This window comes from Serratia sp. PAMC26656 (genome assembly GCF_016469055.2).
In the GTDB taxonomy this organism is placed as follows: Bacteria; Pseudomonadota; Gammaproteobacteria; order Enterobacterales; family Enterobacteriaceae; genus Serratia; species Serratia plymuthica.
This window is the reverse complement of sequence record NZ_CP150486.1, coordinates 2,505,616-2,527,563: the sequence shown is the minus strand read 5'-3', so window position 1 is coordinate 2,527,563 and position 21,948 is coordinate 2,505,616. Positions and strand designations below refer to the sequence as shown.

Here is a 21,948-nt window from a genome sequence, read left to right as displayed (position 1 = left end):
GTTGGCCCAGTAAGTGCAATAAATCATTCCATAAATCAAAGGCCATAAACACTGATGTTCACTGAGTTTATGAGGAGAGGGATACTTTGTGTTCACGTCAGAGGATGATCGCAGAAAAGACACCACGGGCCTGTGGCAAATAAAGTGTACGCAGAATCCGTGCCAGACCGTTTCACCGCAGCCTGACCCGTACCACAAAGATGACGGAAATTATGGCTGTAAAGGTTCGTGTGGTGAGAATGATTCTGGCAAGCAGTGCTTCAAATTACCACCCAACACGGCATTCGGCCTGACGGCTTACGCTAATACTGACGCCCATAAACAAACTGTCAAACTGTATATCGACGATAATCTGGTTGATACCTATAACGGCAAAGGTTTGAACAATACGCCAATGAATAATAGCGATGGTAAAAATACCAAAGTTTATCATTCGGGCACGGGCAATGTTTGTGTTCAGATTGAGGGCGATGGTAAACCATGCAAACTGCGTTATTCAGATAACACGCTGGATGGGAAGCCTGGTTTCATAACTATCGGTGCTGAGAGCGGAACGGATAATGATTACAATGACAGCGTTGTCGTTCTGAACTGGCCGTTGTCCTCAACATCTTGGGATTTGGTGCTTGACTCCCGCCCGACCATCGCGCCGGGTTTTCTTTGCCCGCAACCAACCGTTACCCCCTGAAACCACCGCCCTATGACTCACCAAGTCCCCCGTCCGTACATTCGCCTTGCTCTCAGAGGACCAACGGTGCGGCATTAGTGCTATCTGGGTAGTGCCGCACTCCTGCGATGTAGAGGCATCTTCAAGCGGAAACTCACTTACCTCACATCGGTGCGCAGTTCGCTGGACTCCTCCAGTAGAGCATCAAAATACAGATCACCAATCTTGGGCCGATTACGGCTGAACAGTCCGGTAATTGCCATATCAGAAAAGATCCGAAGCCAGCATGTCCTGTGCCTGCCGGGAATGGGTAAGGCCCATACCCCACCAAGTCCGGCAGTTGCATCCTCATAACGACCAGCCACCACATTTTTCAGTTGCCCCGCGCGCTGAATCAGATAGAGCGCAGCAATATCCTGGCTGTGTTTCGAAAAATCGGGAAGATTAATGCCTTCTGAACATCATCCCATGAGCTGCTGGTGATCTGATATCGGCCTGCGGCAGAAGTCTTGATCACATTACCGTCTGGTTGCTTGTATGTTTTATATATATGTCCTTCCAGCGTGCTGGCTGCACGTTCACCCGCCTGCGCCTGTCGGTCAGCGGCATGAGCCAGGTGGATGACGCGGCGCTGAAGGCCAACCGCGCCATTGGCGTCGTGCACCTTAATGACCATAATCTGCAAGTGGTGATCGGCCCGCAGGTACAATCGGTAAAAGATGAATTAGACTCACTGATAGCGGCGGCGCTTCCTGCTGCCGCCCTGCAGGGAGCGTCACATGTTTGATTTTTCTACTCCGGTCGATCGACACGGCACCTGGTGCACGCAGTGGGATTACATTGCCGATCGCTTTGGCAGCGATGACCTGCTGCCGTTCACCATCTCCGATATGGATTTCGCGACCGCCCCCTGCATTATCGAGGCGCTGCAACAACGCCTGCAGCACGGTGTGCTGGGCTACAGCCGCTGGCAGCATGAGGATTTTCTCGGCGCGGTGCGCCACTGGTATCAGCAGCGCTTCAGTACGCCGATCGACACCGGGATGGCGGTTTACGGTCCGTCGGTGATCTACATGGCGGCGCAGATGATCCGCCTGTGGTCAGCGCCGGGGGAATTCGTGGTCACTCACACGCCGGCCTATGACGCCTTTTATAAGGTGATCCTCGGTAATCAGCGTCAACTGTTGGCCTGCCCGTTGCACAAAAACGGCGACCAATGGCTGTGCGATATGGCGCACCTGGAAGCGCTGCTGGCGCGGCCGCAAACCAAGATCCTGCTGTTGTGCAGCCCGCACAACCCGACCGGCAAGGTGTGGAGCGCGGCGGAGTTGCAGCAGATGGCCGAGCTGTGCGAACGCCATGATGTACGGGTGATCAGCGATGAGATCCATATGGACATGGTGTGGGGCGAGAGGCAGCACACGCCATGGAGCCAGGTGGCGACCACGCCCTGGGCCTTGCTGACCTCCGGCTCCAAAACCTTCAATATTCCGGCGCTGACCGGCGCCTACGGGTTTATCAGCGACGATGCCGCTCGCGACGCCTACACCCAACTGCTGAAAAGCCGCGACGGGCTGTCTTCACCGGCGGTGTTGGCGGTGGTGGCGCACATTGCGGCCTATCGCCACGGCGAGCCCTGGCTGGATGCACTGCGCGATTACCTGCAAGACAACCTGACCTACGTCGCCGAACGGCTGAACCAGGCGTTTCCTATGCTCGACTGGCAGCCGCCGCAGGCCACTTATCTGGCCTGGATCGATCTGCGCCCGCTGGGCGTTGATGACAGCCAACTGCAACAGGTGCTGATCGACCACGAGAAGGTCGCGATTATGCCGGGTTTCACTTACGGCGAAGAGGGCCGCGGCTTCCTGCGGCTGAACGTCGGTTGCCCACGCAGCAAGGTGGAAGCCGGCATGGATAAACTGATTAGCGGGTTGAGGTTTGTTCTGGGCGAAGTTTAGTCGGCCGGGCCTGCCACCGCGGATTGACCAAACCGTCACCGGTTACAGGCTGCGCCCGCTATTGGGTCATTCAGGGCGAACCTGTTCGCCCCCTGTTCATTTAGCCTGCGGGATATCGTCCAGGCGGTAATAGACATTCAACCCGCGCTCATTGGCCAGCCGCACGTCGTTATCCGCCCCCGCCGATGCGCCTTCAATGCGATAAATAGCCTGGCATTGGGCAATCAGCCGATGGGCCACCGGATAGAGAAACGCCTCGCTTACCGCGTCCCCCAATTGGGTTGAACCGGCCGCCGCCGCCAACGGCAGCGCCAGCCATTCGCCAATCACCGGCACATGCCCGCGCTGATACACCTCGAGCGCCGCCTGCTCCAAATGGTGCAGGTTAGCGGCAATGCGCTGCGGATCGCCATCGGTGCCGCTGCGGTACGGGCCGGCTATCAGAATCAATTGAGCACTCATAAGTTATTCTCCAGGGTACGGTTAAGCGCCACAAACTGCAGCAGCATAATGGTCTTGGCATCCACAAGGGTTCCTTGTCGAATGGCGTGCAAAGCGTCCGCCAACGGCATCTCGATCACCTCGAGGTCTTCGCCTTCCGCCTCCACCCCGCCGCCGTCGCTCACCCGGCTGTCGGCATCATATTCCCCAACAAAGAAATGCAGTTTTTCGGTCACCGAACCGGGGCTCATATAGGCCTCAAACACCTTCTGCACGTTTTGCACCCGATAGCCGGTTTCCTCCTCCGCTTCAGCGCGAATGCGTTCCTCCGGCGAGGCATTGTCCAGCAGGCCGGCGGCGGCCTCTATCAGCATGCCGTCGTGGCCGTTGACGAACACCGGAAAGCGGAACTGGCGCGTCAGCACCACTTTTTGCACCTGCCGGTTAAACAGCAAAATGGTCGCGCCGTCGCCGCGATCGTAAGTTTCGCGGCTTTGCCGTTGCCAGACGCCATCACGGCGCAAAAAATCAAAGGTGGTTTTTTTCAGCAGATACCAGTCATCGGACAGCACCCGGGTTTCAACGATACGAACCCGATCTTTAGTCGCAATCATGTTGGTCAACTCCACAACGCAGGAAAGGAACTGGATACTATCGTGCAGTTTCGTGTATGATCAAGATATTTCGTGCAATGCAAATTTAACGGGACAACGCGATGCTCACCAGTCAGCGCAAGAAAATTATTCTGGAAAAACTGGAACAGGACGGACAGGTGCTGGCCAAACAGCTCAGCGAAATGTTCGGGCTGTCCGAAGACACCCTCCGCCGCGATCTGCGTGAACTGGACAGCGAAGGGCTGCTGCAAAGGGTGCACGGCGGCGCGCTGCCAGTCTCCCCCGCCATTGGCACCTTTGCCGACAGAAACGGGCAGGAATCGGCCGCCAAGCGTGCGATAGCCAAAGCCGCAGCGGCGATGATCATTCCAGGGCAAGTGGTGATCATCGATGGCGGCACCACCTCCGCCGAGCTGGTGAAACAGCTGCCGCCCACGCTGGAGGCGACTATCGTCACCCACAGCCCCAGCGTGGCGGTCGGGTTGGTTGAACACCCCAAAGTGGAGGTGATCCTGATCGGCGGGCGGTTGTATAAACACTCGATCGTCAGCGTGGGGGCCGCCGCGGTGGAAGCCATCTCGCACATCCGCGCCGACATTTACTTTATGGGGGTGACGGGCGTGCACCCGACCGCAGGGCTAAGCACCGGCGACCTTGAAGAGGCCTATATCAAGCGCGCGCTGGCGGCGCGGGCGGCAGAAACCGTGGTGCTGGCCTCCGCCGCCAAGCTGAACGCCGCCTCACAATTTGCGATTGGCGACATCACGCTGGCACAGACCATTATTGTCGAACGCGCGACCGACGCCGCGCTGATCGCCCCGCTGGAACAGGCCGGGGTCACGGTAGTGAGAGCCTGAGTGCCGCGGCCAAATAAAAAACACAATCAATACGCGGTTATTAACCCTGGCCGCGTATTGAGCGCTATTAATTTCTTCACCTCCCTCTTATTACCGTAAAAAATGCGAGAGTAATCACACTTCATTAAACTTCCCTCTGCCCGACTCCCTATTTTTCGCCCTATCCATCGTTCAAAAACAACATATCTGCAACATATTGATTATTAATAAATAGTCACCTTTTCTCTTTTGTCTCAAAAAAATAAAATGAGATCTGCTTCTCAGAAATCATGCTATCTATAGTGCTGTCAATCTCTTCGAAGGAAATATTTGTGATTGTTTTGTGATATCACCTGCAAATTTTACCGATGCCAAAAATAACAATGACTGCAACGGAATGGGCTGGGAGCAGGCATATGAAAATCGGCGTGGTAATAAGCGGTGGCGATGTCACCGGCATCAACAACTTTATTTTCCAGGTCGCCAGGCTGGCGCAGGCAGATATCGTTCTGTTTAACGGCGGAATACCGGGCTTACTGGCTAATCAGCATCATTCCATCGCCAGACGCGACCTGGTCGATTTCTCTATTTCATCGATGCCCATTATCTCTTCTGGTCGTACGGCAAAGAAACTGGTCGCCAGTGAATATGAAACTATCGGCAAGCAACTTAAAGCTCTGCACATTGACGTGCTTATTATGGCCGGCGGCGACGGCTCGCTGCAGTTTTTAAATACGCTCAGTGAGTTTGGCGTTAACTGTTTTGGCGTGGGCATGACCATCGACAATGACGTTTTTGGCAGCTACTACACCATCGGCTTTTCCACCGCCTGCGAGCAGGTGATAAAAGAAGTCTCCAAGCTGAGAAATACCGGGCGCGCCCTGCCGGGCCGCGTATTTATGATTGAGCTGCTGGGCGGTTACTGCGGGGAGCTGACGCTGCAATCGGCGATAAAGTCCAATGCGGACTTTGCCCTGATTCCAGAATGCCAACATCCCTTGAACGCATTGGCGGAAAAAATAACCCACCGGCTGGAGCGGCAAAACAGCGTTATCATTTTATGTTCAGAGGGGTATACGAAAGAGTATTCGCCAGGCTTCCAGGGGGCGATCGACACCATGATTAAACAGCTGGAACCCAAGATTGGCTTGCGCATTCGCAAAACCATCGTGGGGTACGGTCTGCGCAATGGCGATCCCACCTGCGAAGAAATCTATCAGGGAACCCTTATGGCCAGCGAAGTCGTGCGCTGTATTCATTCCGGAATGAAAAACAAGGCAATCATTATTAATGCCGGCAACCAACCTATTCCGATTGATTTAATCAGCATGCAAAAACGTTTGGTCGACACCGAAGGACACCATTACAAACTCGCCAGGCAGTTAAATATAATCTGAGGAGATGTCCATGCTTAAAATACTGTGTGTTTGCGGCTGCGGCCTCGGCTCCAGCTTTGCCATCGAAATGAGCGCAAAAGCGGTGCTGAAAAAATTAGAGATTGAAGCCGATATTGATCACACCACGATCTCTGAGGCCAGCGCCTTTAAATCAGATATTATTCTGACCCAAAAAACCTTCGCCGATATTTTAAATGCCGACGCCAGCGAAGAAGAAAAAAAACGGGTCATTGTTCTCCACCGACTCACCGATAAAGTGGAAATCGAGCAAAAGATTGTGGCCTTTTTGAAAGAGCGCGACATGAAGGGCCCCCATCATGAGTAGCCTGATAGATTTTATCGTCAAAGATCTGCTGGGTCAGGCGTCGATCCTGATTGCCTTTATCGCCATGTTGGGGTTGTTGCTGCAGAAAAAATCCACCGGTAAGGTCGCCGAAGGCACGTTCAAAACGCTGTTGGGCTTTCTGATCATGATGGCGGGCATCAACATCATTGTCGGCGCCCTGACCTACCTGAACAGTATCTTCACCCACGGCTTCGGCATGACCGGTTACATCACCGATGTCGCCGCCATTGCCGGCCTGGCCAACCGTGAACTGGGTTCTGAAGTGGCGATGACGCTGCTGGTGATTTTCGCCGTGAATATCATCATCGCCCGCATCACCCCGTTCAAATACATTTTCCTGACCGGGCAGGCGTTGTTGTGGATGGCCACCATCGGCGCGGTGATCGGCTATAAAGCCGGGCTGACCGGGATGCCGCTGATTTTGACCGGAGGGATCTTTGGCGGCGTGATGGCGGTGTTGATGCCGGCACTGGCGCAGCCGGTCGTGCGCAAAATCACCGGTTCGGACGAGGTGGCGCTGGGGCACTTCTGCACCATCGGTTATCTGGTGCAGGCGGCGGTCGCCAAGGTGGTCGGCAAAGGCTCGCGTTCCACCGAGGATCTGGAGTTACCCGACAACTTCAAGTTTCTGCAAGACACCTATCTGTCGATGGCGGTGGTGATGATCCCGATGTATCTGATCCCCGCACTGGCGGCCGGGCCACAGTTCATCGCCCAATATGCCGGCGGTATGAACTACCTGATGTACTCCTTTATGCAGGCCATTCAGTTCGTCGCCGGCGTGTTTATCCTCTACAGCGGCGTGCGTCTGTTGCTGAATGAGTTGGTGCCGGCGTTTCGCGGCATTGCCATGCGCATCGTGCCGGATGCCCGCCCGGCGCTGGATTGTCCGGTGTTGTTCCCTTATGCGCCCAATGCGGTGATTGTCGGCTTCTTGGCCACGACCCTGGGTTCCATCATCGGCATGATCGTATTCCCGATGTTCGGTCTGGCGATGATCCTGCCCGGCCTGCTCACCAACTTCTTCGCCGGCGGCACCGCAGGCATTTTCGGTAACGCCCTTGGCGGGCGACGCGGCGCGATGATCGGTGGCGTGGTTCACGGTCTGTTCATCACCTTCCTGCCGGCCATTCTGGTGCCGATGCTGGAAAGTTACGGCTTTGTCGGCGTGACCTTCAGCGATTCCGACGTCATCAGCAGCGGCCTGGTGATGGGGCATGCCTTCCAGGGCAACTGGCTGTTCATCGCCCTGTTCATTGTCTTCATCACGCTGATTGCGTGGTTTGTTAACGGTAAATCAACCAAACACCCTGAGGGAAAAGTCCATGAAACTCTATAATTTCAACGAGCTGTTGTCCGTTGCCAAGGCCCGCGACTTCAAGGCGATCGGCTCATTCAATCTCCATTGCCTGGAGATGCTGCCGGCCTTTTTCAGGGCGGCCAAGGCGACCCACAGCCCGCTGATGATCCAGATTTCCACCGGAACCGCCGAATATCTGGGTTACCGGCTGCTGGTTGATTCGGTCCGCTCGCTGTCGGCAAGCGAAGACGTGCCCACCTGTCTGCATCTGGATCACTGCTCGGACATCACCTCCATCGAGACGGCGATTGATGCCGGTTTCAGTTCGGTGATGTATGACGGTTCGCATCTTGATATGGACGAGAATATCGCCAATACCCGCAAGGTGATCGACATCGCCCGCCAGCGTAACGTCTCGGTGGAGGCTGAACTGGGCGCCATCGGCGGTTCGGAAGACGGTAAGGCGGTCGCGGAAGAGGACATTTGTTTTACTACCGTAGAAGACGCCAAGCGCTTTGTAGACGAAACCGGGGTCGATATGCTGGCCGTGTCGGTCGGCACCGTCCACGGGCTGTACACCGGCAAGGCGCATATCCAGCACCAGCGCCTGGCGGAAATCACCGAGGCCACCCATACCCCGCTGGTGTTGCACGGCGGCACGGGGGTCAGCGATGAAGACATGCGGCGCGCGGTGGCCGGCGGCATTGAAAAGGTCAACGTGGGCACCGAGATGAACGTGCAGTGGGTTGGGCGCTGCAAGCAGACGTTTGAAAAAGGCAAAGTGAACGACAGCGTGCGGAAATTCCTGATCCCAGCCAATAATGCCGTCACCGAAGTATTAACGGAAAAGATCGGTCTGTTTAAATAACGGTTGTCATTCGTTCTTAATATATACCCTGTGCATTTCAAGTCGCGGCCAAGCGGTTAACTCGTAATCCCAAGATCCCCAGCTATTGCAGGGGTGCTGCACGCCGTGGCTTGAAACGTGCGGGTATAGACTGGAGAATATATGTTTAATTTTATGAAACGTCAGCGGGAAAAAGAAACGCTGCCCACCACGAATTACGATGATGAAGCCAATGAAATTGCAGCCGAAATTAACGCATTGGAACAGCGGTTGTCGGCAACGCCGGCAGAAGGCGAAATCCATAAGACATTAATGCTGGCCTATAATCGGGCTGTAAAGGTTTACGCCAAAAGCCAGAACCATCGCCACTATATCGATGCCGTTTTTATCAAAATGGACGAGCTGCGCAATATTATCAGGAAAAATCTCTGAGGGATCATGATGACAATTAAACAACTGCTGCTTGAGGCCGGCGCCATCCAGGTCGGCGTCAAGGAAACGGACTGGCAAAAGGTCATTACGCTCGCGGCGCAGCCGTTGGTTGATAACGGCTATATTCACGCCTCTTATTATCAGGCGGTGATCAGCAATACGCTGGCCCACGGCGCTTATTACGTGTTTGACGAAGGGATCGCCATCCCCCATGCACGGCCGGAGTGCGGAGTGATTAAAAATTGCTTCAGCATGGTGTTGCTGGAGGAGCCTATCGCCTTTCAGGACAGCGAAAAGGCCGATATCGTTATCCTGTTCGGCGCGACCGACAGTAACCGGCATATCGAAGACGGCATTCGCGCCATTGTCGATTTGCTGGACAATAAAGAGCGGCTCGACAAACTCCGCGCCGCGAAAATATGGCAAGAAGTGGTGGAAATATTATGACTCTGGCGAGCGGAAAAACCGTCATTCTGGTCAATGGCATTCCTGCCTCGGGCAAAAGCACTGTCGCGCAGGCTTTGGCGCACCATTTCGGCCTGCCGTATCTGACCCTGGACGGCATCAAGGAGCCGTTTATGTCGCGGCTGGACAACGTGGATCGGGCGCTGAACCGGCGGCTTGGCTGCGCCGCTTATGACGCCATTTGGTCAATCGTGGCGCAGGCACCGGAATGCTGTACTTACGTTATCGACGCTTGGTTCGGCTTTCAGCCCAGGGAGCCGTTGCGCCATTACCTACGAGAAGCCGGGGTAGTGCAGCCCCTCGAAGTGTGGAACCAGATTTCCGGCGAGCTGGCGGCCGAACGCTATGGTTCGCGCATCGGCCAACGGCCCAAAGGCCACCCCGGCGCAGAATATTTGCCTGAATTGCGGGCGCTGGCCGAACACGCCACCCCGATGGCCATCGGCCCGGTGTTTCGGGTTGAACAGGCCCAGCCGGTGGTGATAGGCAGGATTGTCGATTGGTTGGCGGAGTACGGCATCGGTGGCGATAACATCGGTAAGCGGATGGCAGGTTAATGCTTTCCGCGACTGCCGGTCAGAGCAAACGCGGGAGCTTCTCGCCCGCCATGACCCAAAAATGCGACACCGCCCGCAATTAATGTGATTTTCATCACTTTTTTATGCAACACAATGGCAATTTTCATTCTTTTGTTTTTATACTGATATGCACTTTACCTACAACAAAATAACGAGTGCAGATCATGATTGACTCCCGCCTACCGCTTACCGACATTCACCGTCACCTCGACGGCAACATCCGTGCGCAAACCATTCTCGATCTGGGCCGTCAGTTCAATCTGGCCCTGCCCGCTGACGAGCTGGAAGCGTTGCGCCCGCACGTGCAAATCACCCATGCCGAACCGGATCTGATTAGCTTTCTGCAAAAGCTGGACTGGGGCGTGGCGGTGCTGGGCGACCTGGATGCCTGCCGCCGGGTTGCCTACGAAAACGTAGAGGACGCGGCCAATGCCGGCCTGCACTACGCCGAGCTGCGCTTCTCGCCGTATTACATGGCGATGAAACACCAACTGCCGGTGGCTGGCGTAGTCGAAGCGGTGATTGACGGCATTCGTTCCGGCGTTCGCGATCGGGGCATCGATGTCCGCCTGATCGGCATCATGAGCCGTACCTTTGGCGAAGCGGCCTGTTTGCAAGAGCTGGAGGGTCTGTTGGCGCACCGCGACGGCATTACCGCGCTGGATCTGGCCGGTGACGAGCTGGGCTTCCCGGGCAGCCTGTTCCTTAGCCACTTCAACCGTGCCCGCGACGCCGGCTTGCGCATTACCGTGCACGCGGGCGAAGCCGCAGGCCCGGAAAGCATCTGGCAGGCGATCCGCGAGTTGGGCGCCGAGCGTATCGGCCACGGAGTGAAAGCGATTGAGGATCCGGCGCTGATGGACTTCCTGGCTGAACACGGCATCGGCATCGAATCCTGCCTGACCTCCAATATTCAGACCAGCACCGTCTCTTCTCTGGCCCAGCATCCACTGGCGAAATTCCTGCGCCACGGCGTGCTGGCCTCGATCAACACCGATGACCCGGCGGTTCAGGGCATCGAGATCGAACACGAATACCGGGTAGCGGCACCACAGGCCGGGCTGACGCCGGCTGAAATCCGCACCGCACAGGAAAACGGCCTGAAAATGGCGTTCCTCAGCGAGCAGGAAAAGCAGGCTTTGTGCGATAAAGTGCGAGGCTGATGAAACAAGGGGCGCGTATAACGCGCCCCGGTTTATTTCACCGCCAACGCCTCTCGCTGTTTGGCGGTTTTGCGTGCATAGCGCTGCGCCAGTACGGCGCACACCATCAGTTGCACCTGATGGAAAATCATCAGCGGCAGCACCATGGCCCCCACCGCAGCGGCCGGAAACAGCACGTTGGCCATCGGAATGCCGTTCGCCAAGCTCTTTTTCGAGCCGCAGAACACAATGGTGATCTCATCGGCGGTATCGAACCCCAGCCAACGCGCAGTGTAAGTGTTGATAATCAACACCACCGTCAGCAGCACCAGCGACATCACCAGAATGGTCAGCAACGACCAGCCGTCAATCCGGTGCCAGATACCTTCCACCACCGCCGCGCTGAACGCGGTATACACCACCAGCAATATCGATGAACGGTCAGTGATGTTGATCAGTTTACGGTGGCGATCGACCCATTTGCCAATCAACGGCCGCGCCAGATGCCCCACCACAAACGGCACCATCAGTTGCAGGATTATCGAACCAATCGCGTGCAGTACGTCGGTATCCCCGCCCTGAGTATGCATCAAGGCTCCCACCAACAGCGGCGACAGGAAAACGCCGAGGATACTGGACGCCGAGGCGCTGCAAATCGCCGCGGCCACATTACCGCCCGCCGCAGAAGTAAAAGCGATGGCCGACTGAACCGTCGCCGGCAACGCACACAGATACAGGAAGCCCAGATAAACCGTCGGCGTCATCAGCCCCGGTACCATCCAATTCATCGCTAGCCCCAATAGCGGGAACAGCGCGAAAGTGCTGAGAAACACCACCAGATGCAGTTTCCAGTGGCTCATGCCGGCGATAATCGCCTCACGCGACAGCTTGGCACCATGCATAAAGAACAGCAGCGCAATGGCGGCGGTAGTCAGGCGTTCGAAGAAAGTTTTCCATACCCCTTCGCAGGGGAATATCGAGGCGACGATCACCACAAAAATCAGGACCAACAAAAACTTATCAATGCGCAGACGCTGTAACCAAGACATGAATCGGGATCCCTCGAAGAGTAAAACGGGTTCGACAAGCGAACCCGGAACCGTGGATGGCGAAAGTGACGATGATCAGACCACCGGCAACGCCTTTTGCTGTTTCGCAGACTCAATGCCCAGTTCGATCATTTCCATCACGTTGATGGCGTCGCTGGCCGGCACGGGGTTTTCGCTCTCGCCGTTAATCGCATCGCGGATTGCCGCGTAATAGGCCGGGTAGTTGCCGGGAATACTCAGCAACGGCTTCTCCGCCAGTATGCCATCACGTGACAATGTCACTACGCCGTCGCGCATATCGTAGCCCCAGTCGGCCTGCGGCAGGCGCTCACCGGCTTTCAGGCGATCTTCCTGCGGATCCAGCCCGAACTTGATAAAGCTGCCCTGGGTGCCGTGCACAATATAACGCGCGGTTTCCGCCGCCGCCAGCACCGTGCCATGCAGCACCACCCGGCGATTGCCGTAGTTCAACACCGCATGGAAATAATCCACCGATTGCGAGCCAGGGCGCAGTTCGCCCAGATCGACAAACAGCGTTTGCGGCTTGCCAAACAGTTGCAGCGCCTGATCGATCAGGTGCGGCCCCAAATCGTACCAGATACCGGTGCCGGCGCCGGCCTGCTCGCGCCAGCGCTGGCGCACTTCCGGCCGGAAGCGATCGAAATGCGACTCAAAGTAAACCACTTCGCCGAGCGCGCCTTCTTTCAGCAGCGCCTTGAGCGTGAGGAAATCGCTGTCCCAGCGGCGGTTGTGGAACACAGACAGCAGTGTACCGCTCTGTTCCGCCTGCTGTTTCAATGCTTGCGCTTGTGACAATGTCACGGTAAAGGGTTTATCTACCACCACATTCTTGCCGGCGGCCATCGCCTGCTGCGCCAGTGGAAAATGGGTATCGTTGGGGGTGGGAATGACGATCAGATCGATAGAGGGGTCGTTGAACAACGCCTGCGGATCGCTCACTACCGTCATCGCAGGCCAGTCGGCGTGCACTTTGCCGGCATCGCTGCTGGACACGGCGGCCAGTTCTACGCCAGGAGTGCCGACAATCAGCGGCGCATGAAAGGTTTTGCTGGCATAGCCGTAACCGACCAGCCCAACCCGAATTTTTTCTGCCATGGTATTTCCTCTTGCTGGCTCGCTATCTACCTATCCGATTTGACACCATGACGCAGGCGGGAACAAGAAGTAAATGTTATGTTAACTGCAGCGACGCACAATAACCCCACTCTTCAATCAACATGACCGAGACGCTTCACTACAGTCCGGGACAGAGGGTTTAGCATCATTGGGCTAGCCGACCCTTTTGTTTCTGTAGCTAAAATCATTCATCATCTGGCTCTGACATAAAATATATTTCGCCACGGAATCCCTCTCACCATTGAATTAACCTTGAACTCATCCATAAGTAAAAAATATGTCACCAACTTATACATCATCGTTATTAATTTATTTTTTCAAACCCATCATTAAATAAATTTGACAATGAAAGAAATGCGTCTTTAATTAAATCTCATTGATCAAAAAACATACTTCCTGCAATCGAATTTATTTCGGGGGTCACTCGTGGAAGAAATGCTGATCCTCGTTGATGACAAAGATAATCCTATCCGTTCGGAAGGGAAACTCTCTGTTCATCAGCAAGGGCTATTACATCGTGCATTTTCGATCTTTATATTTGATAACAAAGGAAGATTGCTGCTGCAACAAAGAGCGTTCGGCAAATATCATTCGGCCGGATTGTGGACCAACAGTTGCTGCGGGCATCCGCGCTGGGGCGAGGCTACCGATGCTGCCGCCCAGCGGCGTTTACAGGAAGAAATGGGGTTTTGCACCCCATTGAAAAAGGTCTCCAGCTTTATCTATCATGCTGAAGTACCTGGAAATTTGACTGAACACGAGTTCGACCATATTTATGTTGGCTTGTTTGAAGGTGAACCTGATATTAATCCTGACGAAGTCGAAAATTGGCGATGGTTTGATGTGATCCCGTTATTGCATGAGGTTGAATTACATCCAGAAAAATTCACCGCCTGGTTCAGGTTAATAATAAACAGTTTTGATACCAATGAAATAACACGATGGGAAAAGCTTGCATCCCGTTAATGCTATCCACATTAAACGACTGGTGAATGGCGATGGATACCTTATTGGAATTAATTAATTTTCCGGCCGATCTACGAAAATTATCCCGTGAGAAATTAGCACAGGCAGCAAATGAACTCCGGGCATTTTTATTATCCAGCATTGCAAAAAGCGGTGGCCATTTAGCCTCTAATCTCGGCGTGGTGGAATTAACCCTGGCGCTGCACTATGTCTTTGATACGCCAAACGATCGCATTGTCTGGGACGTCGGTCATCAATGCTACCCGCACAAAGCGATTACCGGCAGACGCGGACAGATGAGCAACCTGCGCAAAAAGGGCGGCATTTCCGGCTTTCCAAGACGGGATGAATCCCCCTATGACAGCTTCGGCACCGCCCATTCCAGCACGTCAATCTCCGCCGCGTTGGGAATGGCGCACGCCGTCCGGCTGCAGCGGCAGGCCCGGCGCTGCATCGCGGTCATTGGCGACGGCGCGCTCAGTGCCGGTCTGGCCTTTGAGGCGATGAACAACGCCACGCTCGATCCGGACCTGCCCCTACTGGTGATCCTCAACGATAACGATATGTCGATCTCGCCATCGGTCGGCGCGCTGCAACAGCATCTCGTCGCTCTGCAAGGCGGTGAATCTGCGTCACTGTTCAGCACCCTGGGTTTTGACTACTCGGGGCCGGTTGACGGCCACGATCTGGCTACGCTGATCCCGGCACTGGAACGGCTGCGCGATCGGCGCGGGGTGCAGTTGCTGCATGTCATCACCCGTAAGGGCCAAGGCTTTTCGCACGCGGAAGCCGACCCCGTGAACTACCATGCGCCGGCCAAATTTTGTCCGCAGGCCGGAATATTGCCCACCGCCGCCGGTAAGCTGACCTATACGCGGGTATTCGGCGACTGGTTGTGCGACGAGGCAGAGTGCGACGCGCGCGTGGTCGGCATTACCCCGGCGATGCGTGAAGGTTCCGGCCTGGTGGCCTTTCAGCAGCGCTTTCCCGATCGCTATTTCGACGTCGGCATCGCCGAACAGCATGCGGTGACCTTTGCCGGCGGCCTGGCCGCCGAAGGCATGCGGCCGGTAGTGGCGATTTACTCCACCTTCCTGCAGCGCGGTTATGACCAACTTATCCACGACGTCGCCATCCAGAAACTGCCGGTAACCTTCGCCATCGATCGCGCCGGCGTGGTAGGCGCCGATGGCGCGACCCATATGGGCATGTTCGATCTGGCTTATCTGCGCTGCATTCCCAATCTGCTGCTGATGTGCCCGGCGGATGAAAATGAGTGCCGGCAAATGCTGCATACCGCGCTGAATCATCATGGCCCGGCGGCGGTGCGTTATCCGCGCGGCAGTGGCCCCGGCGTGCTGCCGCAGCGCGAGATGGCGGCGTTGCCGTTGGGAAAAGCTCAGGTTCGCCGCATTGGGCGGCGGATCGCCATTCTGGCCTTCGGCTCGATGGTTGCGCCGGCGCTGGAAGCCGGTGTCCGACTGGATGCGACCGTGGTCAATATGCGCTTCGTCAAACCGCTCGACGCTGAGCTGCTGCAACGCCTGGCGCGTACCCATGAAACGCTGGTCACGGTGGAAGAAGGCTGCATCGCCGGCGGCGCGGGTAGCGCCTGCCTGGAATGCCTGTCCGCCGCCGGGATCGCGATAAACAGTTTGTTGCTGGGCTTTCCGGATAATTTTGTCGAGCACGGCGAGCCGGCAGAGCTGCTGGCAACTTGCGGTCTGGACGCCGACGGCATCGAAAACGCCATTGTCAGCTTTGTTACACCGCCGGTGGCGAGGTTTGTTGCCGACGTGGGGAGTTTTACCGATGAAAGTGAAGCTTTTTTGCACGAAAACACGCGCATTTATCGAGGAGAGCGACCATGAGCAATCTGTCTGAAATGATGTCACCCGACCCGGTGTATTTGCAAAACCTGCCGTATCAGGTGATCCGGGATAGCCATACCGACAGCTATGAGGAGAAGGTGGTACAGACCTACTGCGAAGAACCGGAACATTGGCGCAAGGCCATCGGCGAGACGCTGTTGTTTCAATTTGGGGTGTATGAGGATACGGCTCCTACCCTGACGCCGACGTCGAAACTGAAACCTACCGCGGGACTGGATGAGTCCAGTGTCCGTTATTTCGAGCAGCAGTTGTTTCTGGCCGGGGTAACCGGCAGCGATCGGCCGGCAATGCGCCGTATCCTGGATATCGGCTGCGGCTGGGGTTACATCCTCAAGCATCTGGCGGAGCGCTATCCGGAATGCCAACGGTTGGACGGCGTTAACGTCAGCGCCCAGCAGCTCAACTACTGCGCCCGCTTCCATGCCGAGCAAGGGTTGAGCGGCCGCATCAATCTGTTTTTGTGCAACGCGCAGGACATCGGACTGTTGCCGGATCCGGGTGATCTTTACGATCTGGTGATCATCCGCGGTGTCATCTCTCACTTCCCCAACGAGCTGTATGAGAAAGCCATGCGCGCGTTATTCAGCCGGGTGCGGCCCGGTGGCAAGGTGATCATTTCCGACAATCTGTACAACGTCGAACCGGATCGCTACCAGTCCGATACGCCGGATATTGTTGATCGCCTGGCCTGCCGCCATCAAAAAACGCCGGTTTACTTTAGCCAGGTGCTGGAAGACAGCGGTTTCACCATAAAGGATTTTCGCGTATTGCCGTCAAACGTCGACGTAGCGCACTGGCTGATGGACTCCAAAGCCAATATCGAGCGTCATTTCCCCACCGGGGTTGACGGCGCGCTGGAGGAGCTGCGGGTGCTGGCGGAAAACTGGTCGGTGGCGCTGCTGAAGAACAAGGTTTCTACTTACAGCGTGATTGCTTGCAAAAAATAATCATCCGTTAACGTCATATCTATTCAATGATGGGGAACAGTATGAACACAAATGATTTTTTGTCTCCCGAGGCCCAACCGACGCTTACGTCCCAACCCGTCATGCATATTGTGCCTGACTATAATCCCTTCAACCGGCAGTACAAAGTGCACCCCCTGAAAGCCGAAGTTGAAAAGAAAGCGCTCGATTTCATGGAGCGTTACCGTCTTTACTGGACTGAAGAACAGCGCCAGCGTCTGTACGGACAGGATTGCGGAGGGATTGCAGGCTATGTCTATACCTTGGCCCCCAATGCCGAGCAACTGCAATTGGGGGCCGATCTGGCGATGATTGCTTTTACCTGGGACGATGAATTTTGCGATGAAGGCCCAACTCGTGACAAGCCGATGGAAATGGCAGACAGCGCTTTCAGAACTATTCGCGCACTGGAATGCCACGACATCATTGTCGATAAAAATGACCGCTATGCAGTGGCCATGCGGGATATTCTGCAACGCGTTCGCCAATTGTCACCTGACTATCTTGCCAACCAGTGGGTGGATTCGGTCCGACATTGGTTTTTCATCGAGATCCAGAAAGCATCTAACGTGGCGCGCGGGATACGCCCCAACCTGAGTGATTATGTGGTGACCCGCATGCATACTGGTGCCACCCCCACATTTATGCTCAATACGCAGATCGCCAACGGGTTGGAGTTGGGGCCGGGTTTGCTGTTCGACAGACGCGTCAATGCGTTGATGGAACTGGCCCGTACCGTGGTCAACTGGTCAAGTGATTGCTATTCCTACTTCAAGGAGGCGGAACGTACTGCCGATGGGTATAACATCATCGATGTTCTGATGGACACCCATAACCTTTCTGTCGAAGCCGCAATGGCAATGGCTTTCAATATGCAGGACCGTATGCTGATGCGTTTTGTCGAGCTCCGTGATGAAGTATTAAATGGGCCGCATGACAAAGGAGCCGAAATTTATATTGATGCGCTGGAAGAATATACCATTGGCGGGATCTTGTGGTGTCAACAAACCCAACGTTATCGATTTATTGATGGGACGACATCAGGCAGGCTGGCTTATACCGCGTCAGGGTTTACTCGGCAAGCTCGGGGAAGCGAGCTGTCAGAGCCGATCGACATCCCGACCATCGCCTGGTGGTGGCAGGTGGGGGAAAGAGCAGATCAGCACGGGCGGCGCTAGGCGGCTTTCAACACAGAATTTGTTCATGGACGCTTGTTCGGCGATGAGCGTGATCGGGGAATGGTCGTATGCGCGGTAACCGGGTTCCCTCTCCCCCTGGCAGCCCGGTTACCGCGCATGTCCTCAACGCAGTTAACCGGTAACCGCCGCGTAAGGCGTTTGGCGCTCGCTTTTCGCCGGGTAGTTAATCTCCAGGCTGCGGCGGCGGAAATCGCTTGGGCTGACCCCCACCCGCTTGCGGAATACGCGAGAGAAATAGAGTTGATCGTCATAGCCCACCACCCGACCGATGGTGGCGATCGACTCCTGCGTAGTTTGCAACAGCAGCTTGGCGCGGATCACCCGCTGGTCCTCGCGCCAGCGCAGGATATTGATGCCTACCTGCTCACGGAACAGGTGCGCCAGCCGCGACGGCGACAGGCAGACATGGCGCGCCACCTCGTCAATGCGCAACTCGCCCGCCAGGTTGCCGGTGATGAACTGACAGGCTTCGATGACCCGCGGATCCATGATTTTCTGCGGGCTGAGCGGATCTTCTTCCATCGCGCGCAGCAACAGGCGTTCCAGCAGGTTCATGCCCAGTTCTTCCGCGAAACGGCGGCCGGAGCGCTGGGTCTGTTCGATATTGGCGAACAGCCGGTCGAATTCCAGCAGCAGGTTGTTGTTTGGCAGCGTCAGCCGCCCCACCTCATGGGTTTTGCTGTGCCATTCCAGCCAATCGGCCCAGTAGGCGCGCGGGCGGAAATAGACCCAGCGGTGATACCAACAGTCGCTGTCCGGTGAACGGCCGTAGTAATGGGATGCCTTGGGAGGAAACAGCAACAGATCACCGGGGTTGCAGTAAAAGGTGTCCTCGCCGTCGAACACTTTTCCCTGGCCCTTGATAGTCAGGTTGAGAATATAACCCTTCATGCCGCCAGGGCGGTCGATAAAGAAATCCAGCGGGCCGTCCGCCATGATCGGCGTCAACCCGGCCACCAGATAGGCATTGAAGGTGTAACCCGGTAACAGCGGGTTCGGTTGCGGTTCCTGTGCCATGCGATGATACATCGGTCCTCCTCAAACAACTTGTCTATTACCAGTGTATCGGCCCGGCAGATTACTGCCTGAACCGATGGCAGAACTGTGAGCAGGGTTAGCGATTTTCTACGCCGTGCGTTTGGCCTGCTGTTTGTAGCGGTCGAAAATCACCGCTGCCAGCAGGATCACGCCGCGCACCACATATTGCGAGAACGGCGAAATATTCAGCAAATTCATCGCATTCTCTACCGTCCCTAGGATCAAGATGCCGGCGATAACGTAGGAAATCTTGCCGATACCGCCCTTCAGCGATACCCCGCCCAGCACGCAGGCCGAGATCACGATCAGCTCATAGCCGATCGAGGTCATCGGCTGGCCGCTGGTCATGCGCGAAGCCAGAATGATGCCGGCGGCGGCCGAAACCAGCCCGGACAACACAAAGATGATGATTTTCGTGCGCACCACCGGCACCCCGGCCAGCCGCGCCGCCTCTTCGTTGCCGCCGATCGCCAGCGTATTGCGGCCAAAGGTGGTTTTGTTGAGCAGGAAACCGAACAGGATCAGACAGGCGACGGTGATCCAGATCGGCGCAGGCAGCCCCAGCCAGTTGGCGTAACCCAGGGTGAAGAAGCGCTCGTCTTCAATGCCCACCGCTTTGCCGTCGGAAATGATGTAGGCCAGCCCGCGCAAGATCTGCATGGTGGCCAACGTGGTGATCAGGGCGTTGATTTTCAGTCGGGCGATGACAAAACCGTTGATCAACCCCGACGCCACGCCCAACAGCAGGCCGGCGCCTACGCCGATCCACAGGCTTTCGGTCAGGTTGATCACCACCGCCGTGGCAACCCCGGCACAGGCGATAACCGAAGCGACAGACAGATCGAAGTCGCCGGAGGCCAGGCAAAACAGCATGCCGCAGGCCACCATGCCGGACATGGATATCGCCAGCCCCAGCCCTTTCATGTTGATGAAAGATCCGAAGTTAGGCACAAACACTACGCAGGCGATAAACAGCACCGCGAACACCACCAGCATGCCGTAGCTGTCCCAGATACGCGCCAGCCCCCGGCCGCTGCGGCTTTTCACAGAATGGGTCGTTATGGTCGACATCTCTTTCTCCTTCACAATCAAGCCACCGCCACAGCGGCATCAGGGGCAATATCGGGGGTGCGCAGCATCGCCAGGCTGAGGGCTTTTTCCTCGCTGGCAGCGTCATGCAATAATTCGCCGGAAATGGCGCCTTCGCGCATCACGATGATGCGGTCCGCCAGCCCCAGCACTTCGGGCAAATCGCTGGAAGCGAACAGCACCGCGATGCCCTGCTGCGCCAGTTGGTAAATCACATGGTAAATTTCATGCTTGGCGCCGACGTCGATACCGCGCGTCGGCTCATCCAGCAGGATCACTTTCATTTCTTCCGACAGCCAGCGGCCCAGAATCGCCTTCTGCTGGTTACCGCCGGATAAATTCATAATCAGCTGACCGGCACTTGGGGTTTTGATATTCAGCGCGCGAATGTGGTGGTCGGCATTGCTGACTTCCCAGCCGTTATTGATCAGGCAGCCTGCGCGGATGCTCTTACGCCGCGCGCTGATGTTGATGTTGTCTCGCACCGAATGCACCGGAATGATGCCGTCCGCCTTGCGGTCTTCCGGGCACAGCATGATGCCTGCGCGGATAGCGTCTATCGGCGAACGGATGTCCAACCGCTGGCCATCCAACGTCAGTTGTCCGCTGCTGACCCGCGTGGCGCCGAAAATGCCCTTCATCAGTTCGCTGCGCCCGGCGCCCACCAGGCCAAACAGCCCGACAATCTCCCCGGCGCGCACGCTCAGATCGATAGGGGTTTTGACGCCCGGTGCCTGCAATCCCTGTAGCGCCAATCTCACCGGCCCCAACTCACGCGGCTGATAACCGTAGACGTCACCGAGATCGCGGCCCACCATCGCCTGCACCAACTGCGCGTTATTGACCTGGTTCATGTCGTCAAAGGTGCGCACATAGCGGCCGTCTTTGAATACCGTGATGGCATCGCTGAGGGCAAAGATCTCCTCCATACGGTGCGAAACGTAGAGGATCACCCGCCCTTCGGCGCGCAGTTCGCGGATCACCCGGAACAATTGCTCAATCTCTCTGGCGGACAGCGAACTGGTCGGCTCGTCAAACGCGATCACCTTAGCGTTGCGCGCCAGCGCCTTGGCGATTTCCACCATCTGCCACTGGCCGATCGACAAGTATTTCAGCGGCGTATCCGGGTCGATATCCAGCCCGAGATGTTCCAGTTGCAAGCGGGATTCGTAACGCAACAGCTTGCGATCCACCAGCCCGAGTTTGGTCGGCAACTGGCCAAGATAAATGTTCTCAGCCACCGTCATTTCCGGCACCAGATGCAGCTCCTGGTAGATAATCGCTACCCCGGCGTTCAAGGCATCGGTGGTGTTGGCGAACTGAACCGGCTGGCCTTTCAGCTGAATTTCACCCTGGGTCGGCGCGTAGTTACCGCTGAGAATTTTCAGCAGCGTGGATTTCCCGGCGCCGTTTTCTCCCATCAACGCGTGGATCTGCCCGGCCTGGCAGCTGAAACTGATATCGTCCAGCGCCTTCACGCCCGGGAAGGTTTTACCGATGCCTTTAAACGTCAGATACGGCAATGCGGCGGTCATAATGCGATCCTCCTGCGGTCAAAAATGCCGCCCGGCGTTACGCTGCGGGCGG

At 56.2% G+C, this 21,948-nt stretch carries 23 protein-coding genes and 1 pseudogene; 16 read left to right on the top strand and 8 right to left on the bottom strand.

Going from position 1 to position 21,948, the window contains the following annotated elements:
* Positions 1-88: 88 nt before the first annotated feature.
* The 3 genes and pseudogenes from JEM67_RS12980 (at position 89) to JEM67_RS12970 (ending at position 2,628) form a co-directional block, all read left to right on the top strand.
* Positions 89-688, top strand: coding sequence for a fucose-binding lectin II (locus JEM67_RS12980; protein WP_370576193.1), 600 nt, complete (start codon positions 89-91; stop codon positions 686-688).
* Between the two features lie 559 nt (positions 689-1,247).
* Positions 1,248-1,454, top strand: a pseudogene (locus tag JEM67_RS12975) (PTS sugar transporter subunit IIBC); the annotation flags it as partial.
* A complete protein-coding gene (locus tag JEM67_RS12970; RefSeq protein ID WP_199639225.1) occupies positions 1,447-2,628 on the top strand; it encodes a MalY/PatB family protein in 1,182 nt (393 codons plus the stop codon). The pseudogene JEM67_RS12975 and the gene JEM67_RS12970, both read left to right, overlap by 8 nt.
* A 96-nt stretch (positions 2,629-2,724) precedes the next feature.
* Here JEM67_RS12970 and JEM67_RS12965 read toward each other — a convergent pair whose 3' ends face one another.
* Both JEM67_RS12965 and JEM67_RS12960 read right to left on the bottom strand, forming a co-directional pair.
* Entirely contained in the window at positions 2,725-3,090 is a 366-nt protein-coding gene (locus JEM67_RS12965; RefSeq protein WP_126482459.1) for an NUDIX hydrolase, read from the bottom strand.
* Positions 3,087-3,683, bottom strand: coding sequence for an NUDIX domain-containing protein (locus JEM67_RS12960; RefSeq protein ID WP_199639223.1), 597 nt, complete (start codon positions 3,681-3,683; stop codon positions 3,087-3,089). Before JEM67_RS12960 ends, JEM67_RS12965 begins: the two co-directional genes overlap by 4 nt.
* 101 nt (positions 3,684-3,784) lie before the next feature.
* On the opposite strand from JEM67_RS12960, the gene JEM67_RS12955 reads away from it, so the two are divergent.
* The 8 genes from JEM67_RS12955 (at position 3,785) to JEM67_RS12920 (ending at position 9,863) form a co-directional block, all read left to right on the top strand.
* On the top strand, positions 3,785-4,540 hold the full coding sequence (locus JEM67_RS12955; RefSeq protein ID WP_199639221.1) for a DeoR/GlpR family DNA-binding transcription regulator: 756 nt from the start codon (positions 3,785-3,787) through the stop codon (positions 4,538-4,540).
* 395 nt (positions 4,541-4,935) lie between these two features.
* Positions 4,936-5,916 (top strand): 6-phosphofructokinase, encoded by a 981-nt coding sequence (locus JEM67_RS12950; RefSeq protein ID WP_199639219.1) that lies wholly within the window; start codon positions 4,936-4,938, stop codon positions 5,914-5,916.
* Positions 5,917-5,926: 10 nt separating this feature from the next.
* Positions 5,927-6,241 (top strand): PTS sugar transporter subunit IIB, encoded by a 315-nt coding sequence (locus JEM67_RS12945; RefSeq protein WP_006324987.1) that lies wholly within the window; start codon positions 5,927-5,929, stop codon positions 6,239-6,241.
* Complete coding sequence (locus JEM67_RS12940; RefSeq protein WP_013812740.1) at positions 6,234-7,601, top strand: PTS sugar transporter subunit IIC; 1,368 nt, start codon at positions 6,234-6,236, stop codon at positions 7,599-7,601. Before JEM67_RS12945 ends, JEM67_RS12940 begins: the two co-directional genes overlap by 8 nt.
* Positions 7,588-8,430, top strand: coding sequence for a class II fructose-bisphosphate aldolase (locus JEM67_RS12935; protein WP_199639217.1), 843 nt, complete (start codon positions 7,588-7,590; stop codon positions 8,428-8,430). The genes JEM67_RS12940 and JEM67_RS12935 overlap by 14 nt, the downstream gene beginning before the upstream one ends.
* Before the next feature lie 141 nt (positions 8,431-8,571).
* Positions 8,572-8,841 (top strand): hypothetical protein, encoded by a 270-nt coding sequence (locus tag JEM67_RS12930; RefSeq protein WP_199639215.1) that lies wholly within the window; start codon positions 8,572-8,574, stop codon positions 8,839-8,841.
* Positions 8,842-8,850: 9 nt separating this feature from the next.
* Entirely contained in the window at positions 8,851-9,288 is a 438-nt protein-coding gene (locus JEM67_RS12925; RefSeq protein ID WP_199639381.1) for a PTS sugar transporter subunit IIA, read from the top strand.
* The gene (locus JEM67_RS12920; RefSeq protein WP_199639213.1) at positions 9,285-9,863 is read left to right on the top strand and encodes an AAA family ATPase; all 579 of its coding nucleotides are present in this window, start codon (positions 9,285-9,287) and stop codon (positions 9,861-9,863) included. Before JEM67_RS12925 ends, JEM67_RS12920 begins: the two co-directional genes overlap by 4 nt.
* Here JEM67_RS12920 and JEM67_RS12915 read toward each other — a convergent pair.
* Positions 9,860-9,991: a hypothetical protein gene (locus tag JEM67_RS12915; protein WP_255520027.1), complete on the bottom strand. Its 132-nt coding sequence runs from the start codon at positions 9,989-9,991 to the stop codon at positions 9,860-9,862. The two genes, JEM67_RS12920 and JEM67_RS12915, sit on opposite strands and share 4 nt — an antisense overlap.
* Before the next feature lie 57 nt (positions 9,992-10,048).
* On the opposite strand from JEM67_RS12915, the gene add reads away from it, so the two are divergent.
* Complete coding sequence (gene add, locus JEM67_RS12910) at positions 10,049-11,047, top strand: adenosine deaminase (RefSeq protein ID WP_199639211.1); 999 nt, start codon at positions 10,049-10,051, stop codon at positions 11,045-11,047.
* A 32-nt stretch (positions 11,048-11,079) separates the two neighbouring features.
* Here add and JEM67_RS12905 read toward each other — a convergent pair whose 3' ends face one another.
* Positions 11,080-12,075, bottom strand: a complete 996-nt coding sequence (locus tag JEM67_RS12905) for a bile acid:sodium symporter family protein (protein WP_199639209.1) — start codon at positions 12,073-12,075, stop codon at positions 11,080-11,082.
* Positions 12,076-12,150: 75 nt separating this feature from the next.
* Positions 12,151-13,191, bottom strand: coding sequence for an oxidoreductase (locus JEM67_RS12900; protein WP_199639207.1), 1,041 nt, complete (start codon positions 13,189-13,191; stop codon positions 12,151-12,153).
* A gap of 447 nt (positions 13,192-13,638) precedes the next feature.
* Here JEM67_RS12900 and idi point away from each other — a divergent pair, with 447 nt between their 5' ends.
* From idi to sodD, 4 genes are read left to right on the top strand one after another with little or no spacing between them, the layout of a single operon-like run.
* The gene (gene idi / locus JEM67_RS12895) at positions 13,639-14,178 is read left to right on the top strand and encodes an isopentenyl-diphosphate Delta-isomerase (RefSeq protein WP_199639205.1); all 540 of its coding nucleotides are present in this window, start codon (positions 13,639-13,641) and stop codon (positions 14,176-14,178) included.
* 26 nt (positions 14,179-14,204) lie between these two features.
* Positions 14,205-16,049, top strand: coding sequence for a sodorifen biosynthesis 1-deoxy-D-xylulose-5-phosphate synthase SodB (sodB, locus tag JEM67_RS12890; protein ID WP_199639203.1), 1,845 nt, complete (start codon positions 14,205-14,207; stop codon positions 16,047-16,049).
* Entirely contained in the window at positions 16,046-17,017 is a 972-nt protein-coding gene (gene sodC, locus JEM67_RS12885) for a sodorifen biosynthesis class I SAM-dependent methyltransferase SodC (RefSeq protein ID WP_199639201.1), read from the top strand. The genes sodB and sodC overlap by 4 nt, the downstream gene beginning before the upstream one ends.
* A gap of 41 nt (positions 17,018-17,058) precedes the next feature.
* Positions 17,059-18,213 carry a sodorifen biosynthesis terpene cyclase SodD gene (gene sodD / locus JEM67_RS12880; protein WP_013812729.1) on the top strand — a complete coding sequence of 385 codons (1,155 nt, stop codon included), beginning with the start codon at positions 17,059-17,061 and terminating at the stop codon, positions 18,211-18,213.
* Between the two features lie 132 nt (positions 18,214-18,345).
* Here the strand turns inward: sodD and araC are convergent, their stop codons facing one another.
* From araC to araG, 3 genes are all read right to left on the bottom strand, one after another.
* Entirely contained in the window at positions 18,346-19,263 is a 918-nt protein-coding gene (gene araC, locus JEM67_RS12875; RefSeq protein ID WP_013812728.1) for an arabinose operon transcriptional regulator AraC, read from the bottom strand.
* 96 nt (positions 19,264-19,359) lie between these two features.
* Positions 19,360-20,343 carry an L-arabinose ABC transporter permease AraH gene (gene araH, locus JEM67_RS12870; protein WP_199639199.1) on the bottom strand — a complete coding sequence of 328 codons (984 nt, stop codon included), beginning with the start codon at positions 20,341-20,343 and terminating at the stop codon, positions 19,360-19,362.
* Between the two features lie 17 nt (positions 20,344-20,360).
* A complete protein-coding gene (araG, locus tag JEM67_RS12865) occupies positions 20,361-21,896 on the bottom strand; it encodes an L-arabinose ABC transporter ATP-binding protein AraG (protein ID WP_199639197.1) in 1,536 nt (511 codons plus the stop codon).
* Positions 21,897-21,948: the final 52 nt, after the last annotated feature.

Coding starts and splice junctions, on each gene's coding strand:
- JEM67_RS12970 (WP_199639225.1), top strand. CDS start 1,447: ATGTTTGATTTTTCTACTCCGGTCGATCGACACGGCACCTGGTGCACG.
- JEM67_RS12965 (WP_126482459.1), bottom strand. CDS start 3,090: ATGAGTGCTCAATTGATTCTGATAGCCGGCCCGTACCGCAGCGGCACC.
- JEM67_RS12960 (WP_199639223.1), bottom strand. CDS start 3,683: ATGATTGCGACTAAAGATCGGGTTCGTATCGTTGAAACCCGGGTGCTG.
- JEM67_RS12955 (WP_199639221.1), top strand. CDS start 3,785: ATGCTCACCAGTCAGCGCAAGAAAATTATTCTGGAAAAACTGGAACAG.
- JEM67_RS12950 (WP_199639219.1), top strand. CDS start 4,936: ATGAAAATCGGCGTGGTAATAAGCGGTGGCGATGTCACCGGCATCAAC.
- JEM67_RS12945 (WP_006324987.1), top strand. CDS start 5,927: ATGCTTAAAATACTGTGTGTTTGCGGCTGCGGCCTCGGCTCCAGCTTT.
- JEM67_RS12940 (WP_013812740.1), top strand. CDS start 6,234: ATGAGTAGCCTGATAGATTTTATCGTCAAAGATCTGCTGGGTCAGGCG.
- JEM67_RS12935 (WP_199639217.1), top strand. CDS start 7,588: ATGAAACTCTATAATTTCAACGAGCTGTTGTCCGTTGCCAAGGCCCGC.
- JEM67_RS12930 (WP_199639215.1), top strand. CDS start 8,572: ATGTTTAATTTTATGAAACGTCAGCGGGAAAAAGAAACGCTGCCCACC.
- JEM67_RS12925 (WP_199639381.1), top strand. CDS start 8,851: ATGACAATTAAACAACTGCTGCTTGAGGCCGGCGCCATCCAGGTCGGC.
- JEM67_RS12920 (WP_199639213.1), top strand. CDS start 9,285: ATGACTCTGGCGAGCGGAAAAACCGTCATTCTGGTCAATGGCATTCCT.
- JEM67_RS12915 (WP_255520027.1), bottom strand. CDS start 9,991: ATGAAAATTGCCATTGTGTTGCATAAAAAAGTGATGAAAATCACATTA.
- add (WP_199639211.1), top strand. CDS start 10,049: ATGATTGACTCCCGCCTACCGCTTACCGACATTCACCGTCACCTCGAC.
- JEM67_RS12905 (WP_199639209.1), bottom strand. CDS start 12,075: ATGTCTTGGTTACAGCGTCTGCGCATTGATAAGTTTTTGTTGGTCCTG.
- JEM67_RS12900 (WP_199639207.1), bottom strand. CDS start 13,191: ATGGCAGAAAAAATTCGGGTTGGGCTGGTCGGTTACGGCTATGCCAGC.
- sodB (WP_199639203.1), top strand. CDS start 14,205: ATGGCGATGGATACCTTATTGGAATTAATTAATTTTCCGGCCGATCTA.
- sodC (WP_199639201.1), top strand. CDS start 16,046: ATGAGCAATCTGTCTGAAATGATGTCACCCGACCCGGTGTATTTGCAA.
- sodD (WP_013812729.1), top strand. CDS start 17,059: ATGAACACAAATGATTTTTTGTCTCCCGAGGCCCAACCGACGCTTACG.
- araC (WP_013812728.1), bottom strand. CDS start 19,263: ATGTATCATCGCATGGCACAGGAACCGCAACCGAACCCGCTGTTACCG.
- araH (WP_199639199.1), bottom strand. CDS start 20,343: ATGTCGACCATAACGACCCATTCTGTGAAAAGCCGCAGCGGCCGGGGG.
- araG (WP_199639197.1), bottom strand. CDS start 21,896: ATGACCGCCGCATTGCCGTATCTGACGTTTAAAGGCATCGGTAAAACC.